Raw genomic sequence first — 15,954 nt, 5'->3', positions numbered from 1 at the left:
TTTTCAGGCCTGATGGGGAACGACCATCAGGCTTATAGTCTGTCCGTGCTGAGTAGCAATCGAGAGGGAGGGGAAGCCTCCCTGATTACACTTCATCCTTCAAGATATCTCGTTGTTGGCTGCCTTTATTCATCCCGGTTACTTACTCATGTAAGCGCCCGGGAATTCGCTCAGTTGCCGCCTCGATATAACTTGAAAGGTTTTGTGTACTCTTCTAATTAATTAGTTAAGCGCTTTATCATTCGGTTCTTTGAACAGGGCTTTCATCTCGTCTGACAGTTCGAAATTCATGTTCAGGTTCTTCGGTGGAATTGGATTTTTAAACCACTTATCAAACCATTTCTCAGCTTCGCCTGAGGTCTGCGCCTTGGCGATAGTGTCATCCATCAGCTTTTTGAACTGAGGGTCATCTTTACGCAGCATGCAGCCGTAAGCTTCCTGAGACTGTGGCTTGCCGACGATCTCCCAGTTGTCTGGTTTCTTCGCCTTCGCGCGCTCGCCAGCCAGCAGGGCGTCATCCATCATAAAGGCAACGGCGCGGCCGCTTTCCAGAGTACGGAAAGAGTCACCGTGGTCTTTCGCGCTGATGATGCGCATATCCATTTTTTGTTCTTCATTCAGCTTGTGCAGCAGCACCTCTGAGGTGGTACCCGAGGTCACGACTACGGCTTTACCTTTCAGATCGGCGAAATCTTTGACGTCGCCGCCTTTTTTCGCCAGCAGACGAGTACCGACGACGAAAATGGTGTCAGAGAAAGCCGCTTGTTTTTGGCGCTCGACGTTGTTGGTGGTGGAGCCACATTCAAAGTCGAAGGTGCCGTTTTGCAGTAGCGGGATACGGTTTTGTGAAGTAATCGGGATCAGTTTCACCTGCAGGTCAGGCTTGTTCAGCTTTTTCTTCACGGCTTCAACGATCGCGTTGGAGTAATCCTGTGAATAACCGACCACTTTTTGCTGGTTATCGTAGTAAGAAAACGGTACCGATGATTCACGGTGGCCGACCACAATCACGCCGTTTTTGGCGATCTTGTCCAGCGTGCTGCCTGCCGCTGGTGCTGCGTCTTCTGCGTGCGCCAGACCGGCGGACATTCCCATGACCAGCATGGCAGTGGCGAGCTTACGTAATTGCATATCCAACTCCTTTATCGTCTGCGCCAGGGACGCATTGATACCCATTGTGATGTTGTTATTGTTTGCTACTAAAACGTGCAGTCTTGTATATGTTTGTTAACATTTAGTTTGGATGAATGTAAAGAATTTGCTGTTTTATTGTTTATTTTTGCGAGGTGCGCCGCACCATTTGGGGGCAAAAATATCTTGTTGCACTTTTCAGGTGCTACCGGCGCTCAACGTTGGTGCGACCAGGTTGCACATTCAGCCAAAACTGCATTTGTCTTGTAGAACAAAGCAATAGACGTGCCAGAATGGGGAGCGGGAAATGTTTTGTGGGCCGGATAAGCGAAACGTTATCCGGCCGGGAAAGGAAGGTTACTTACGACGTTGGCGCAGGCTCATTACCACCGCACCAAAGCCAAACAGCGCGGTAAGCAGCCAGAGCGGCCAGTTACCGGTACGGGCATAAGGGGTTAAGCCCGTCGTTGGCGTCACGCTGGTGGTCAGGACCTGGCGGGTAAACTGCGGGATCATCGCCTGAATCTCACCCTGTGGACCAATCACCGCCGTAATACCGTTGTTGGTGCTACGCAGCAGAGGGCGCGCCAGCTCGAGGGAACGCATACGCGCCATCTGGAAGTGCTGCCACGGGCCGATGGATTTACCAAACCAGGCATCGTTGGAAATCGTCAGCAGGTAGTCCGTATCCGGGCGGAAATTATCCCGTACCTGTTCGCCAAGAATGATTTCATAGCAGATGGCAGCCGTCAGCTTAAAGCCGTGCGCATGCAACTGTGGCTGCACATAAGGCCCACGGCTGAAAGACGACATTGGCAGGTCAAAGAACGGCGCTAACGGGCGCAGGATCGATTCCAGCGGGACGAACTCGCCAAACGGTACCAGATGGTTTTTGTTGTAGCGGTTGCTGGAGTCGTAACTGTACGGGCTGTCTTTACCCAGCGTGATGATGGTGTTGTAGGTGTCGTAACGATTCTGCTTGTTCAGCCGTGCGTCAACGATACCGGTAATCAGCGTGCTGTCTTTCGATCTCAGCAGGTCATCCATCATGCCCAGGAAACGCTGCTGATTAATTTCCAGGTCCGGGATAGCGGATTCTGGCCAGATGATCAGCTGTGATTTGCCCATCTCAGGCTGGGTGGCGTCGAGATAAATCTTCAGGGTGTTGAGTAACTGACCTTCATCCCATTTGAGCGACTGCGGAATGTCACCCTGCACCATTGAGACCTGAGTGGTTTTTTCCGGCTCAAGCGTGTACCACTGGATATAGCGCAGCGGAAAGGGCAGAGCAAAGAGCACTAGCGCGGCAATCAGCGGTTTCCAGTTACGCGTCACCAGCGCCAGCGCCAGCAGGCCGCTAACCACCATCAGCAGGAAGTTAATCGCCTCAACGCCCATTACCGGAGCCAGCCCTTTTAACGGACCGTCGATCTGACTGTAGCCGAACTGTAGCCACGGGAAGCCGGTCAGTACCCAGCCGCGCAGGAATTCGGTTATTTGCCAGACGACCGGCGCGGCAATCGCCACGCGTATCCAGGTGGTTTTCGGCCACAGACGCGCCAACACGCCGGCAAACAGGCCGGTGTAGAGGGAAAGGTATGCGGCAAGCAGAACCACGAGGAACACATTAATGGGGCCCGGCATACCGCCAAACTGCGCGATGCTGACGTAAACCCAGTTGATGCCGGAGCCAAACAGCCCCAATCCCCAAAAGTAGCCGATTGCGGCAGACTGGAGCGGACGGCGATTGAAGGTAAGAGCCTGCAGGCCCATCAGCGAAACGATCGCAGCGGGCCAGATGTCATACGGAGAGAAAGCCAGCGTCCCGCAGGCACCGAATAATAACGCCAGCAGCAGGCGAATGCGCTGGCGTTCAATTAATGGGGCAAATGCCATGTAGTCTTAGATCCAGTTTCGGGTTTATTCGTCCAGTTTGGGCTGGGGTGAGTCGTCCGGAATTCTGACATGAACCTGAATAATACGACGGCTGTCGGCCATTGCCACTTTGAACTGGTAACCATCAATGTCGATAGTCTCCCCGCGCGCGGGCAGATGACCAAAGGCCTGCATGACCAGCCCGCCGATGGTATCTACTTCTTCGTCGCTAAAATGGGTACCGAAAGCGTCGTTGAAGTCTTCGATCGGCGCCAGAGCGCGAATGGTCCAGGTGTGGCGACTAAGCTGACGGAAATCGATATCGTCTTCTTCGTCGTACTCATCTTCAATTTCACCCACGATCAGTTCAAGGATGTCCTCAATGGTCACCAGACCTGAGACACCGCCGAATTCGTCGATGACGATAGCCATATGATAACGCTGGGAGCGGAACTCTTTCAGCATGCGGTCAACTCGCTTGCTTTCAGGTACGACAACCGCCTGGCGTAACACTTTCTCCATGCTGAAGGCTTCGGCATCGCTGCGCATAAACGGCAGCAGATCTTTGGCCATCAGAATCCCTTCAATGTGATCTTTGTCTTCGCTGATCACCGGGAAACGCGAGTGGGCAGACTCGATAATGACATCGAGACATTCGTCCAGGGTCTGGTTGCGTTTCAGGGTAATCATCTGAGAGCGAGGAATCATGATGTCGCGCACGCGTTGGTCCGCAATATCCATCACCCCTTCGAGCATATCGCGCGTATCTTCATCGATAAGGTCGTTTTGCCCGGAATCACGGATCAGCTCCAACAGTTCGTCGCGGTTTTTTGGTTCACCGTGGAAAAGTTGGCTCAGTAACAGGGAGAAAAATCCCTTTTTGCTGTTTAAGGTGTCACTACTGTGTGAATTGTCGTCGCTCATGGCGTCGTATGGGTTCTCATGTTAGTTAATACAAAGCTCGTCATGCGTATATTCAGCTGTTGACGGCATATCTCTTCATCGTACTTCAAACCAGGTAAGCCGGATAAGGCGCAATACCTGATGGCGGCTGCGCCTTATCAGGCTTACAAGATTTCGAAATGCTTATTCTTTCTCGGCAATGTACGGATCCTCATAGCCCAGAGCAAGCATAATCTCTGTTTCGAGGGATTCCATCTCTTCCGCTTCATCGTCTTCGATATGGTCGTAACCGAGTAAATGCAGGCTACCGTGCACCACCATATGCGCCCAGTGGGCCTCAAGCGGTTTGCCTTGTTCCTGCGCTTCTTTCTCGACTACCTGACGGCAGATGATCAAATCGCCCAGCAGCGGCATTTCAATGCCCGGCGGGGCTTCAAACGGGAAAGAGAGTACGTTGGTTGATTTATCTTTCCCGCGATAGGTCAGGTTCAGCTCGTGGCTTTCCGCGTCATCGACCAGACGAATGGTAACTTCAGACTCTTCCTGAAACTGTGGGATCACCGCATCCAGCCAACCCTGAAACTGACTTTCTGTTGGTAAACCGGATTCGTCTTCACATGCCAGCTGTAAATCGAGAATAACCTGACTCATTTTTGTTCCTGCTCCTGAGCTTCGCGCTTGCGTTCTGCAGCCAGCTCGGCTTTGCGTTTCTGTTCTGCTTCTTCCCAGGCTTCATACGCCGTGACGATACGGGCGACCACCGGGTGGCGAACCACGTCTTCGCTATGGAAGAAATTAAAACTAATTTCGTCGACTTCAGCCAGCACTTCAATGGCATGACGCAGACCGGATTTGGTGCTTCGCGGCAGGTCAATCTGGGTGATATCGCCGGTGATAACCGCTTTAGAGTTAAAGCCGATACGGGTCAGGAACATTTTCATCTGTTCGATGGTGGTGTTCTGGCTCTCATCAAGAATGATGAACGCATCGTTTAATGTACGACCACGCATGTAGGCCAGCGGCGCAACTTCAATGACGTTACGCTCAATCAGCTTTTCGACCTTCTCAAACCCGAGCATTTCGAACAGTGCGTCATACAGCGGTCGTAAGTAGGGATCGACTTTCTGGCTGAGGTCACCCGGCAGGAAGCCGAGTTTTTCGCCCGCTTCCACTGCCGGGCGGGTCAGCAGAATTCGACGGATCTCCTGACGCTCAAGCGCATCAACCGCAGCGGCAACCGCAAGATATGTTTTACCCGTACCCGCAGGGCCAACGCCAAAGGTGATGTCATGGTCGAGGATATTCGCAATGTATTGTGCCTGGTTCGGCGTACGCGGCTTAATTACCCCGCGCTTGGTTTTGATGTTCACCGCTTTGCCAAATTCCGGCACGCTGTCTGCGCTTTGCTCAAGCACTCGCGCTTCTTTAATTGCCAGATGAATTTGTTCAGGCTCAATGTCCTGCGTCTGACCACGCATTGGGGCAGTATCGACGTACAGGCTACGTAAAATATCTGCCGCCGCGGTGACGCAAATTGGGCGACCGGTCAGCTTAAAGTGGTTATCACGGCGGTTAATTTCGATGCCGAGGCGACGTTCCAACTGCTTGATGTTGTCATCAAATGGGCCGCAAAGGCTCAACAGGCGGGCATTGTCTGCGGGTTCAAGTGTGATTTCACGAGTGTCTATGTTCAAACTGTTCCTCTTTTGCATGTCTTGCCGGACGCTGAACATTTACCGGCATCTAAGGAAATTATTCACGCCATGGGGGAAAGGCGCAAGCATTGCGGTAAATATGGGGATGATGAGATAGATTACAAGGCCCGCCGGGGCAGCGAGCCCAGAAGAGTAAGCCCGACAAGCGTAGCGCCATCGGGCATTGAAGATTAAGGCTGATAAATACCGACGCCCAGATCGTTTTCTTTGCGGGTACGCGCAATAACCGACTCAGGGGATTCAGCGATGCGCAGACCCATTTCGTCTTCGGTGCGCACCACTTTACCGCGCAGGGAGTTCGTCCAGACATCGGTAATTTCTACATCCACGAACTTACCGACCATCTCCGGGTTGCCTTCAAAGTTCACCACTCGGTTATTTTCGGTACGGCCAGACAGTTCCATGATGCTTTTACGCGATGTGCCTTCAACCAGAATGCGCTGGGTCGTGCCGACCATGCGACGGCTCCAGGCCATAGCTTGCTGGTTAATACGCTCTTGCAGAATATACAGGCGCTGTTTTTTCTCTTCTTCCGGCACGTCGTCAACCATATCGGCGGCAGGGGTGCCTGGACGCGCAGAGAAGATAAAGCTGTAGCTCATGTCAAAATTGACGTCTGCAATCAACTTCATGGTCTGCTCGAAATCCTGCGTGGTTTCGCCTGGGAAGCCAACGATGAAGTCGGAGCTAATCTGGATATCCGGACGCGCTGCGCGCAGTTTGCGGATGATCGCTTTATATTCCAGCGCGGTATGGGTGCGTCCCATCAGGTTCAGTACGCGATCTGAACCGCTCTGTACCGGCAGGTGCAGGAAGCTCACCAGTTCTGGCGTGTCACGATACACTTCAATGATATCATCGGTGAATTCGATCGGATGGCTGGTGGTGAAGCGGATACGGTCAATGCCATCGATCGCCGCGACCAGCCGCAGCAGATCGGCAAAAGATCCGATCGTGCCGTCGTAGTTCTCACCGCGCCAGGCGTTCACGTTTTGTCCCAGCAGGTTCACTTCACGCACGCCTTGCGCCGCAAGCTGGGCGATTTCAAACAGGATATCGTCCGCCGGACGGCTTACTTCCTCACCGCGGGTGTATGGCACCACGCAGTAAGTACAATATTTATTACAACCTTCCATGATTGACACGAAAGCGCTTGGACCTTCAGCACGCGGTTCCGGTAGGCGGTCGAATTTTTCGATCTCCGGGAAACTGATATCAACCACCGGGCTACGGGTGGTACTTCCACGCACTTTGTTAATCATTTCCGGTAGACGATGCAGGGTTTGCGGCCCAAAAATAATATCGACATAGTGCGCGCGTTGGCGAATATGGTCGCCTTCCTGAGACGCAACACAGCCACCGACACCGATGATCAGCTTGGGGTTTTTCTCTTTTAACAGCTTCCAGCGGCCCAACTGATGGAAGACTTTTTCCTGAGCCTTCTCACGGATAGAGCAGGTATTCAGCAGCAGCACATCCGCTTCTTCGGCCACGTCGGTCAGTTGATACCCATGGGTGGCATCCAGCAGATCGGCCATCTTCGATGAATCGTATTCGTTCATCTGACAGCCCCAGGTTTTAATATGGAGTTTTTTGGTCATCGACTTGCTCTTGCGAAATTGTGGCTGAAATGCAGGGCGCATAGTGTACTGCTTTGGCGCGGTTGTGACCAGTATGACGGATGTCAGCCTCAAGGGGTAAAAAATCCTGTAAACTTACACAATACATGTAACAGGATAATTGACCATGACAAATCAACCAACGGAAATTGCCATTGTCGGTGGGGGGATGGTCGGCGGCGCGCTGGCGCTAGGACTGGCGCAGCATGGATTTACGGTAACGGTCATTGAGCATGCCGTTCCCGCGCCGTTTGTGGCTGACGGACAGCCTGATGTCAGAATTTCGGCCATCAGCTCCGCCTCCGTGTCGTTACTGAAAGGGCTGGGCGTCTGGGATACGGTTCAGGGGATGCGCAGCCATCCTTACCGTCGTCTGGAAACGTGGGAATGGGAAAATGCCCATGTGATGTTTGATGCCGCCGAGCTTAAGCTGCCCTTGCTGGGCTATATGGTGGAAAACACGGTCCTGCAACAGGCGCTCTGGCAGGCTCTGGACGTTCACCCCAAAGTCACACTGCGCGTGCCTGCGTCGCTGATCTCTCTGCATCAACATAACGATCGGCATGAGCTTGAGCTGGCTGGTGGCGAAAAAATCAGCGCGAAGCTGGTCATCGGCGCCGATGGCGCAAATTCTCAGGTGCGGAAAATGGCCGGGATTGGTATCCATGCCTGGCAATATGCGCAGTCCTGTATGTTGATAACCGTACAATGCGAGAATTCGCCGGGAGACAGCACCTGGCAGCAATTCACCCCTGACGGTCCGCGCGCATTTTTACCGCTGTTTGATAACTGGGCCTCGCTGGTGTGGTACGACTCACCGGCGCGTATCCGTCAGTTGCAAGGTTTGAATATGTCGCAACTGCAGGTGGAGATCGCCAAACATTTCCCATCGCGACTCGGTAACGTTACGCCTGTAGCAGCGGGGGCATTCCCGCTAACGCGCCGTCACGCGCTGCAATATGTGCAGCCAGGACTGGCGCTGGTGGGTGACGCCGCGCATACCATTCATCCGCTGGCGGGGCAGGGCGTTAATTTGGGGTTCCGTGATGTGGATGCGCTGATTGACGTGCTGGTGAATGCGCGCAGCTACGGTGAGTCCTGGGCAAGCCAGCCGGTGCTGAAGCGCTATCAGAACCGTCGCATGACTGACAATTTCATCATGCAAAGCGGCATGGATCTGTTCTACGCAGGATTTAGCAACAACCTGCAGCCGCTGCGTATCATGCGTAATCTTGGGCTAATGGCCGCAGAGCGCGCCGGCGTGCTGAAACGCCAGGCACTCAAGTACGCGTTAGGATTGTAATTCAGACAGGCCTACAGAGAACGTTGTAGGCCTGGTAAGCGTAGTGCCATCAGATAATAAATGCAGAAAAGCAAAAAGCTCGCCGAAGCGAGCTTTTTTAATATGGCTGGGGTACGAGGATTCGAACCTCGGAATGCTGGTATCAGAAACCAGAGCCTTACCGCTTGGCGATACCCCAACGGGTGCATCCACAGAATGGACGGCTTTTTGAAATTGGCTGGGGTACGAGGATTCGAACCTCGGAATGCTGGTATCAGAAACCAGAGCCTTACCGCTTGGCGATACCCCAACAATTTTTTGGATTTACCGAACGAGTCGATACGTCCTTAATATGGTGGCTACGACGGGATTCGAACCTGTGACCCCATCATTATGAGTGATGTGCTCTAACCAGCTGAGCTACGTAGCCAGATATTATCATATTCTTCGATGGCTGGGGTACCTGGATTCGAACCAGGGAATGCCGGTATCAAAAACCGGTGCCTTACCGCTTGGCGATACCCCAATGACCGTTGCGATGAACCGCTACATCGAAGAAAAAATGGCTGGGGTACCTGGATTCGAACCAGGGAATGCCGGTATCAAAAACCGGTGCCTTACCGCTTGGCGATACCCCATCCGTGCAACGCTTACGGGTGAATGGTGCGGGAGGCGAGACTTGAACTCGCACACCTTGCGGCGCCAGAACCTAAATCTGGTGCGTCTACCAATTTCGCCACTCCCGCAAAAAAGATGGTGGCTACGACGGGATTCGAACCTGTGACCCCATCATTATGAGTGATGTGCTCTAACCAGCTGAGCTACGTAGCCATCTTTTTTTCGCGTAACCTTATCGGCGTTGCGGGGCGCATTATGCGTATTGAGCCTTGAAGCGTCAACCCCTTTTTCATTGAAAATAGCTGGAATGTGACTGTTTGGTTAGGTTGCGAACAGCATGACGCAATATTCGGCAATTATTAGTTATTAATTGTTTTTTTGCACAGAAAATAGACATAAAAAAGAGCCCCGCAGGGCCCTTTTCTAAGGATTAACTTATTTATAAGCGGACTGATGTACGCCAACCGCACGACCAGAAGGATCGTTCATGGTTTTAAACGCCTCATCCCATTCGATTGCTTTGGCAGAAGAACAGGCAACAGACGGCCCACCAGGCACACATTCCGCAGCGCTCGCAACCGGGAACAGCTCTTCGAAAATCTCACGGTACAAATACGCTTCTTTAGATGATGGCGTGTTGTAAGGGAAACGGAAGCTGGCGGTTTCCAGTTGTTGGTCAGAAACTTGCTCAGCGGCCACCTCTTTCAGGGTATCAATCCAGCTGTAACCGACACCATCGGAGAACTGCTCTTTCTGGCGCCATGCAACGCTTGCTGGCAGGTAGGATTCAAAACATTCACGTAGAACATGTTTTTCCATTTTGCCGTTGCCGCACATTTTGTCCTGCGGGTTGATGCGCATCGCCACATCAAGGAATTTCTTATCCAGGAAGGGCACGCGAGCTTCCACTCCCCAGGCCGACATAGCTTTGTTGGCACGGGCACAGTCGAACATATGCAGCGCCTGCAGCTTACGCACGGTCTCTTCGTGCAGCTCTTTTGCATCTGGTGCTTTGTGGAAATAGAGATAGCCGCCAAATACTTCGTCAGAACCTTCGCCCGACAGCACCATTTTAATGCCCATCGCTTTAATTTTACGCGACATTAAGTACATCGGGGTCGAGGCGCGAATCGTCGTAACATCGTAAGTTTCGATGTGATAAATCACGTCGCGGATAGCATCCAAACCTTCCTGCACGGTGAAGTGGATCTCATGGTGTACAGTACCCAGATGGTTCGCCACCTCTTGTGCGGCTTTCAGGTCTGGAGCGCCTTCCAGGCCTACGGCGAAGGAGTGCAACTGCGGCCACCAGGCTTCGCTACGCTCCTGATCTTCAACACGACGCGCGGCGTATTTTTTGGTGATTGCGGAAATGACGGATGAATCCAGACCGCCGGACAGCAATACACCATAAGGAACATCTGACATCAGGTGGCTTTTCACTGCATCTTCCAGTGCCTGACGCAACTCGTTTTTATCGGTAACGTTGTCTTTTACCGCATCGTATTCAAACCAGTCGCGCTGATAGTACTGACGAATTTCGCCGTCTTTACTCCATAAATAGCTACCGGCCGGGAATTCTTTGATCGTGCGACACACGGGAACCAGAGCTTTCATTTCAGACGCAACGTAGAAGTTACCGTGCTCGTCGTAACCCATATACAGCGGGATGATCCCGATATGATCGCGACCGATCAGGTAAGCGTCCTGCTCGCTGTCGTACAGAGCAAAAGCAAACATGCCTTGCAGGTCATCCAGAAACTCTGGGCCTTTTTCCTGATACAACGCAAGGATAACTTCGCAGTCGGAACCGGTCTGGAACTGATAGCGATCGCCATATTCAGCGCGCAGCGCCTGATGGTTATAAATTTCACCGTTAACCGCCAGGATATGCGTTTTCTTCACGTTGTACAGCGGCTGAGCACCGGCGTTGACGTCGACGATGGACAGACGTTCGTGCGCCAGAATGGCGTTATCACTGGCGTAAATACCCGACCAGTCCGGGCCGCGATGGCGCATCAGACGAGACAATTCCAGGGCTTTTTTACGCAGTTCAACTGCGTCAGTTTTAATATCGAATACGCCAAAAATAGAACACATAACCTTCTCCGTTAACCTGTTGCGTGATGCTTTTTATGTTTGCTTGATAAAGAAAATGCCGCAAAGCTGGAGAGGGCGCAAGTGAATTACGGGTCAGAAAATAAAAAACGCAATGGTCATTGTGGATTGGTGAAAAAAGATTACAGAATAGACGGGTTTATTAATGAATCGATAATTTTATGGCGATTTTATTAAATGGAAGGATTTCTTCTGGCCGGATATGACGCGGGGGCGTCTTATCCGGCTTACGCATCAAATCACATCAATTTCCGCAACGGACGGGTAAATCCAGCTTGGTCTGAACGGCATGCTGTCAATGTCGTCGAGCGTCGAAACGCCAGACAATACCAGGATGGTTTCGAGACCCGCCTGGAAGCCCGCCAGAATATCGGTACGCAGGTTGTCGCCAACGATAACGGTCTCTTCCGAATGCGCCTGCATTTTGTTGAGCGCCGCGCGAATAATCCACGGGCTGGGTTTGCCCACATAAAACGGCTTGCGGCCAGAGATTTTTTCGATACCGGCGCACAGCGCACCGCAGGCAGGATAAAAACCGCGTCCGTGAGTATCCGGGTTTGTGGCGATGAAACGCGCACCGTTGGCCACAAAATATGCCGCTTTATGCATCATGTCCCAGTTATAGGATCGCGTCTCGCCAACAATCACAAAATCGGGGTTCACGTCAGTAATAGTAAACCCGGCTTTATACAGCTCGTGAATTAACGCACCTTCACCTACCACGTAGGCCTTTTTCCCTTCCTGGCGGCGAAGAAAATCAGCGGTAGCCATGGCGGAAGTATAAAAGACGCTATCAGGGACATTCACACCCGCGGTGGCGAAGCGGTTTGCCAAATCCTGCCCGGTCTGTGAAGGATAGTTAGTCAGCAAAACTAACGGCAGGCCTTTTTCCAGGATCCCAGTCAGAAATTCTGCCGCACCCGGTACGGCAACATTGTCGTGCATCAGCACGCCGTCGATATCACAAATTACATTCTTAATGGCCATGGACAATCCGACATCAAAAAAAGAAGGCATTACTATACACAAAATACACTAAATCATTCGAGTTGCATCAAGGCGGCACAAGTCTGAGAACCCCGGGAGCTTACTGAAGTAAGTGACTGGGGTGAGCAGATGCAGCTAACGCAGAGGCTGCTTGGTATTAGCTTTCCAGCAAACGTTGCAGCAATGTACCGTTGAGCATCGCACGCTTCACCAGCGCAAAGGCGCCAATGGCTGAGCGGTGATCCAGCGTGGAACGAACCACCGGTAAATTGTGGCGAAACGCTTTCAACGCCTGCGTGTTGATACAGCTTTCTATAGCAGGCAGCAGCACTTTATCAGCCTCGGTAATTTCGCCCGCAATGACGATTTTTTGTGGGTTAAACAGGTTGATGGCGATGGCGATGGTTTTACCCAGGTGACGACCAACGTGCTCAATGACTTCTGATGCCAGGTTATCGCCTTTATTAGCCGCCTTACAGATGGCTTTAATGCCGCAATCATCCAGCGTGAGTCGGCTTGGATAACCCTGTTTCAATAAGTTCTGCACGCGGTGTTCAATAGAGGCATTAGCGGCAATTGTTTCCAGACAGCCGAAATTACCGCAGTGACAGCGCTCACCCAGCGGCTCTACCTGAATATGGCCAATCTCACCCACGTTGCCATTGCGACCAATAAAAATTCGGCCATTGGAGATGATTCCCGCCCCGGTTCCGCGGTGAACACGCACCAAAATGGAGTCTTCGCAATCCTGGCTTGCCCCGAAATAGTGCTCGGCCAGCGCCAGACTGCGAATATCGTGACCGACAAAGCAGGTGACCTTAAAGCGTTTTTCGAGTGCTTCGACCAGCCCCCAGTTTTCGACCTGAATGTGCGGCATATAGCGGATGACGCCGCTTTCAGGATCAACAAGGCCTGGCAGAATGACGGAAATCGCAACCAGCTCGCGGATTTTCCGCTGGCAGTTCTCAATAAAGGTGGCAATGGTGTTGAGCAGCGCATACTCCAGCGTTTCCTGGGTGCGCTCCGGGAGGGGATAATGCTCTTCAGCGACCACTTTACTGCTCATATCATAGAGCGTGAGCGTAGTATCGTGGCGGCCTAAGCGAACGCCAATCGCGTGGAAATTGCGGGTTTCGGTGACGATAGAGATAGCGCGGCGGCCCCCGGTGGAGGCCTGCTGGTCGACTTCTTTGATCAGCCCGCGTTCAATCAATTGACGCGTAATTTTCGTTACGCTGGCGGGGGCAAGCTGGCTTTGCTCGGCAATTTGAATTCGCGAGATTGGCCCATGCTGGTCAATCAGGCGATAAACCGCCGCGCTGTTAAGCTGTTTTACGAGATCAACATTACCTATTTGAGCTTGTCCGCCTGGTGTCATTCTTTCTCTTACTCAGTAACGACCTCGTTGCCATTAACGATGGTCTTGATAATTTTATAATCGTGCGTGAACGCAGTCAGGTTGGCTACTTTGCCTGGCGCGATGCTGCCGAGTTGTTTGTCGACGCCAATGGCGCGAGCAGGGTAGAGCGTTGCCATACGTAAGACCTCGTCGAGAGCGATATTCGCATGTTCGACCAGATTGCGTACGCCTTCAATCATGGTTAATGATGAGCCGCTCAGTGTACCGTTCTCATCAACGCACAATCCATTACGGTAGTATATTGTTTTACCAGCGAAAATGAACTGTTCAATGTTTGCACCTGCTGGTGCGGTTGCGTCGGTGACCAGGCACAGCTTGTCGCCTTTCAGGCGTTTGGCATTACGAATGTTAACGTAATCAACGTGGAGGCCATCGGCGATGATGCCGCAGTAGATATCGGCTTCATCAAGAATAGCGCCCGCCAGACCAGGTTCGCGGCCGGTAATGTACGGCATCGCGTTAAACAGATGCGTCGCAAAGGTGATGCCTGCGCGGAACCCAATTTTTGCTTCTTTTACCGTTGCATTTGAGTGACCCGCAGAAACCACAATACCCGCATTCACCAGTTTGGTAATGACCTCTACCGGGACCATTTCTGGCGCCAGCGTTACTTTGGTGATCACATCGGCATTATTGCACAGGAAATCAACCAGCGCAGCGTCCGGTTGACGGACAAATCCCGGATTATGGGTGCCTTTTTTCACCAGATTCAGCCACGGGCCTTCCAGATGAAGCCCTAGTGCCTGATTTGGGTGTTTCGCCAGGTATTCACGCATGACGCGAACGCCTTGTTTCATTAGGTCATCGCTGGTGGTGATAAGCGTTGGCAGGTAGCTGGTGCAGCCAGATTTTTCATTGGCTTTCTGCATGATTTCCAGCGTTTCAACGGTCACGGCTTCTGCCGTATCGTTAAACTGTACGCCGCCGCAGCCGTTTAGCTGTACATCGATAAAACCGGGGGAAACAATGGCCCCATTCAGTGAGCGCTGTTCAATTCCTGACGGTAACTCAGCCAGTGGGCAAACGCTGTCAATCAGGCCATTGGCGACAACAATCGCATGGTCATCAAGAATTTCGTGACCGGTAAAAATCCGGCCCTGGGTTAAAGCATACATTCCGACCCCCGATTTCAAAAAATGCCGCCCTGCAACTTATCGACAGGGCGGAGACATCAATTACAGACCTTTAATATTTTCCGCTTCTAACTCGTTAAAGTATTTCAGCGTCTTCACTTTCAGTTCCATAGTGGAAGGCTCATCGCAGACCACAACGGCTTTCGGATGCAGCTGCAGACAGCTGATGGTCCACATATGGTTAACGTTGCCTTCAACGGCGGCTTGCAGCGCCTGCGCTTTCTGGTGGCCCAGTACCAGGATCATCACTTCTTCGGCATCCAGCAGGGTGCCCACGCCAACGGTCAGCGCATATTTAGGTACCTGGCTTACGTCGCCGTCAAAGAAGCGTGAGTTCGCAACACGCGTGTCGTGAGTCAGCGTTTTGATGCGGGTACGGGAAGCCAAAGAAGAGGCTGGTTCGTTGAACGCGATGTGACCATCGTTGCCTACGCCGCCCATAAACAGGTGGATTTTACCGTAAGAACGGATTTTCTCTTCATACTGACGGCATTCTGCATCAATATCCGGTGCGTTACCATTGAGGAGGTTGATGTTTTCTGCTGGAATATCAACGTGATCAAAGAAGTTGCGATGCATGAAGCTATGGTAGCTTTCCGGATGCTCTTTCGGCAGGCCAACATATTCGTCCATATTGAACGTCACAACATGCTTGAAGCTTACCTGGCCCGCTTTGTGCATTTCAACCAATGCTTTGTAGGCTGTCAGCGGAGTACCGCCAGTCGGCAGGCCCAAAACGAACGGACGATCAGCCGTTGGTTTGAACGCGTTAATACGGTTAACGATATGGCGAGCAGCCCATTTGCCGACTTGTTCAGCGGTATTCAGGGGGATCAGTCTCATTCTTCACCTCAAAAGTAAATGTAAGCAATTGGCGGATTGAGTCTCTGTGCAGTATTAAGCGTAACCTGGTTTTGCATCGGTAAGGATCAATCCGTTTCGATTTTTTGAATGATAAAATAAGTTTTCGTAGTTAGCCAGTGGAAGGGAGGGTTAATAACGATATTTGGTGACTGGAATCACAAAAAACACGCATTTAATTTGCGATACGAATTAAATTTTCACACACTCTGAATGTAGATGAATGGTTAATATTGTTGTTCCAGAATCTTGCTGTCAGGAATGGTCGCACAATAAAAATATGGCTTCAAAG

General features: G+C 51.8%; 12 protein-coding genes and 7 tRNA genes. 1 reads left to right on the top strand and 18 read right to left on the bottom strand.

The features are described from left to right. Positions 1-222 precede the first annotated feature (222 nt). The 6 genes from gltI to miaB all read right to left on the bottom strand — a co-directional run bounded on the left by gltI (position 223) and on the right by miaB (position 7,225). On the bottom strand, positions 223-1,131 hold the full coding sequence (gene gltI, locus HVZ52_RS16185; protein WP_016152242.1) for a glutamate/aspartate ABC transporter substrate-binding protein GltI: 909 nt from the start codon (positions 1,129-1,131) through the stop codon (positions 223-225). Between the two features lie 357 nt (positions 1,132-1,488). Further along, positions 1,489-3,027: an apolipoprotein N-acyltransferase gene (lnt, locus tag HVZ52_RS16180; protein ID WP_181598458.1), complete on the bottom strand. Its 1,539-nt coding sequence runs from the start codon at positions 3,025-3,027 to the stop codon at positions 1,489-1,491. Between the two features lie 24 nt (positions 3,028-3,051). Then, entirely contained in the window at positions 3,052-3,930 is an 879-nt protein-coding gene (corC, locus tag HVZ52_RS16175; RefSeq protein WP_005121418.1) for a CNNM family magnesium/cobalt transport protein CorC, read from the bottom strand. A gap of 162 nt (positions 3,931-4,092) precedes the next feature. Next, on the bottom strand, positions 4,093-4,560 hold the full coding sequence (gene ybeY / locus HVZ52_RS16170; protein WP_003835559.1) for an rRNA maturation RNase YbeY: 468 nt from the start codon (positions 4,558-4,560) through the stop codon (positions 4,093-4,095). Beyond that, positions 4,557-5,603 carry a PhoH family protein gene (locus tag HVZ52_RS16165; RefSeq protein ID WP_019076268.1) on the bottom strand — a complete coding sequence of 349 codons (1,047 nt, stop codon included), beginning with the start codon at positions 5,601-5,603 and terminating at the stop codon, positions 4,557-4,559. The genes ybeY and HVZ52_RS16165 overlap by 4 nt, the downstream gene beginning before the upstream one ends. 191 nt (positions 5,604-5,794) lie before the next feature. Further along, complete coding sequence (gene miaB, locus HVZ52_RS16160) at positions 5,795-7,225, bottom strand: tRNA (N6-isopentenyl adenosine(37)-C2)-methylthiotransferase MiaB (RefSeq protein ID WP_016152245.1); 1,431 nt, start codon at positions 7,223-7,225, stop codon at positions 5,795-5,797. 145 nt (positions 7,226-7,370) lie between these two features. Here miaB and ubiF point away from each other — a divergent pair, with 145 nt between their 5' ends. Then, complete coding sequence (gene ubiF, locus HVZ52_RS16155) at positions 7,371-8,546, top strand: 3-demethoxyubiquinol 3-hydroxylase (RefSeq protein ID WP_049040671.1); 1,176 nt, start codon at positions 7,371-7,373, stop codon at positions 8,544-8,546. Positions 8,547-8,649: 103 nt separating this feature from the next. Here the strand turns inward: ubiF and HVZ52_RS16150 are convergent. The 12 genes from HVZ52_RS16150 to nagB form a co-directional block, all read right to left on the bottom strand. Then, a tRNA-Gln gene (locus HVZ52_RS16150) sits at positions 8,650-8,724 on the bottom strand. Between the two features lie 36 nt (positions 8,725-8,760). Next, positions 8,761-8,835: transfer RNA gene (locus HVZ52_RS16145), tRNA-Gln, on the bottom strand. Positions 8,836-8,878: 43 nt separating this feature from the next. Next, positions 8,879-8,955, bottom strand: a tRNA-Met gene (locus tag HVZ52_RS16140). Between the two features lie 21 nt (positions 8,956-8,976). Beyond that, a tRNA-Gln gene (locus tag HVZ52_RS16135) sits at positions 8,977-9,051 on the bottom strand. Between the two features lie 37 nt (positions 9,052-9,088). Then, positions 9,089-9,163 (bottom strand) — tRNA-Gln (locus HVZ52_RS16130). Between the two features lie 23 nt (positions 9,164-9,186). Then, positions 9,187-9,271: transfer RNA gene (locus HVZ52_RS16125), tRNA-Leu, on the bottom strand. A gap of 8 nt (positions 9,272-9,279) precedes the next feature. Then, a tRNA-Met gene (locus HVZ52_RS16120) sits at positions 9,280-9,356 on the bottom strand. Positions 9,357-9,578: 222 nt separating this feature from the next. Further along, the gene (asnB, locus tag HVZ52_RS16115; RefSeq protein WP_003835552.1) at positions 9,579-11,243 is read right to left on the bottom strand and encodes an asparagine synthase B; all 1,665 of its coding nucleotides are present in this window, start codon (positions 11,241-11,243) and stop codon (positions 9,579-9,581) included. 252 nt (positions 11,244-11,495) lie between these two features. Further along, positions 11,496-12,248, bottom strand: a complete 753-nt coding sequence (gene nagD / locus HVZ52_RS16110) for a ribonucleotide monophosphatase NagD (protein ID WP_005121413.1) — start codon at positions 12,246-12,248, stop codon at positions 11,496-11,498. Positions 12,249-12,405: 157 nt separating this feature from the next. After that, a complete protein-coding gene (locus HVZ52_RS16105) occupies positions 12,406-13,626 on the bottom strand; it encodes an N-acetylglucosamine repressor (protein ID WP_016152247.1) in 1,221 nt (406 codons plus the stop codon). A gap of 8 nt (positions 13,627-13,634) precedes the next feature. Then, the gene (gene nagA, locus HVZ52_RS16100; protein ID WP_053388594.1) at positions 13,635-14,783 is read right to left on the bottom strand and encodes an N-acetylglucosamine-6-phosphate deacetylase; all 1,149 of its coding nucleotides are present in this window, start codon (positions 14,781-14,783) and stop codon (positions 13,635-13,637) included. Between the two features lie 60 nt (positions 14,784-14,843). Continuing rightward, positions 14,844-15,644 carry a glucosamine-6-phosphate deaminase gene (nagB, locus tag HVZ52_RS16095; protein WP_003022803.1) on the bottom strand — a complete coding sequence of 267 codons (801 nt, stop codon included), beginning with the start codon at positions 15,642-15,644 and terminating at the stop codon, positions 14,844-14,846. Positions 15,645-15,954 lie beyond the last annotated feature (310 nt).

The organism is Citrobacter sp. RHB36-C18 (assembly GCF_013814485.1).
In the GTDB taxonomy this organism is placed as follows: Bacteria; Pseudomonadota; Gammaproteobacteria; order Enterobacterales; family Enterobacteriaceae; genus Citrobacter; species Citrobacter braakii.
This window is presented reverse-complemented; position numbering and strand designations above follow the sequence as displayed.

Bases quoted from the DNA above. Each gene is read 5' to 3' on its own strand.
- gltI (WP_016152242.1), bottom strand. From the start codon at position 1,131: ATGCAATTACGTAAGCTCGCCACTGCCATGCTGGTCATGGGAATGTCC.
- lnt (WP_181598458.1), bottom strand. From the start codon at position 3,027: ATGGCATTTGCCCCATTAATTGAACGCCAGCGCATTCGCCTGCTGCTG.
- corC (WP_005121418.1), bottom strand. From the start codon at position 3,930: ATGAGCGACGACAATTCACACAGTAGTGACACCTTAAACAGCAAAAAG.
- ybeY (WP_003835559.1), bottom strand. From the start codon at position 4,560: ATGAGTCAGGTTATTCTCGATTTACAGCTGGCATGTGAAGACGAATCC.
- miaB (WP_016152245.1), bottom strand. From the start codon at position 7,225: ATGACCAAAAAACTCCATATTAAAACCTGGGGCTGTCAGATGAACGAA.
- ubiF (WP_049040671.1), top strand. From the start codon at position 7,371: ATGACAAATCAACCAACGGAAATTGCCATTGTCGGTGGGGGGATGGTC.
- asnB (WP_003835552.1), bottom strand. From the start codon at position 11,243: ATGTGTTCTATTTTTGGCGTATTCGATATTAAAACTGACGCAGTTGAA.
- nagD (WP_005121413.1), bottom strand. From the start codon at position 12,248: ATGGCCATTAAGAATGTAATTTGTGATATCGACGGCGTGCTGATGCAC.
- HVZ52_RS16105 (WP_016152247.1), bottom strand. From the start codon at position 13,626: ATGACACCAGGCGGACAAGCTCAAATAGGTAATGTTGATCTCGTAAAA.
- nagA (WP_053388594.1), bottom strand. From the start codon at position 14,783: ATGTATGCTTTAACCCAGGGCCGGATTTTTACCGGTCACGAAATTCTT.
- nagB (WP_003022803.1), bottom strand. From the start codon at position 15,644: ATGAGACTGATCCCCCTGAATACCGCTGAACAAGTCGGCAAATGGGCT.